The sequence below is a fragment of the Mycobacterium sp. ABE4_509 genome (assembly GCF_056160785.1).
Window position 1 is genome coordinate 1 of record NZ_JBSWXU010000315.1, and the last position, 966, is coordinate 966.

Annotated in this window: 1 protein-coding gene; it reads left to right on the top strand. The window is 74.3% G+C overall.

Annotated features, from left to right (window positions below; translation table 11 throughout):
• Positions 1–966 (top strand): HNH endonuclease signature motif containing protein (locus ACXAID_RS28230; protein ID WP_475025452.1); only part of this gene is annotated, 966 nt, incomplete at its 5' end.

The window sequence follows — 966 nt, forward strand, 5'->3', positions numbered from 1 at the left end:
CAACGCGTGCCGCCGGCGGTGGCCGAGAACCGCTACGTCGATGTCGATGCCCACCCCACCGCCGCGGGGATGGCGCTACTCGGTGGGGCGCTCGGGGCGCTCGACGCCGCGGCGTTCCAGGCGCGGCTCACCGCGATCGCGGCCACCGTGTGCCCCGACGATCCGCGCACCACCGCCCAGCGCCGCGCCGATGCCTGCGGGGCGATGGGCCGCTGGGAGGCCTCGCTGGCCTGCCAGTGTCCCGATCCCGAATGCCCGGCCCGTGCGGTCAGTGACAGTGCGGCCCAGATCGTGGTCCATCTGCTGGCCGAACAGGGCACCGTCGAGGGGACCGGCGCGAGTCCGGGCTATCTGCCCGGCTTCGGGGTGCTGCCCGCCGAGCCGGTGCGCCAGGCCGCCGCGACGGCCAGGCTCACCCCGGTGCGGCTGCCCGGCGCGGCACCGGAGCCGGGCTACCGCCCCTCGGCCGGGTTGGCCGATTTCCTGCGCTGGCGGGATCTGACCTGTCGCTGGCCGGGCTGCGACGCCCCGGTCGCCGACTGCGATATCGACCACACCGTGCCCTGGCCGGCCGGGGCCACCCACGCCTCGAGCCTCAAGCACTACTGCCGCACCCACCACCTGATCAAAACCTTCTACACCGGGCCGCGCGGCTGGACCGATCAGCAGCGCCCCGACGGCACCATCGTGTTCACCGCGCCCACCGGGCACACCTACACCTCCGAGGCGCACGGCGCAGCGCTGTTCCCGGCCCTGGCCACCCCCACCGCCCCGCTGACACCGCCCGGGGCCGCCGATCAGCCACCACAACGCAGCGCGATGATGCCCCGCCGCACCACCACCCGCGAACACGACCGCCGCGCCCGCATCAACCGCGAACGCCGCGCGCGCCTGGAACTCAACGCCCAAGCCGAACGCGACCACCAAGCCTGGCTCGCAGCAACCTACGAACCGCCACCCTTCTGA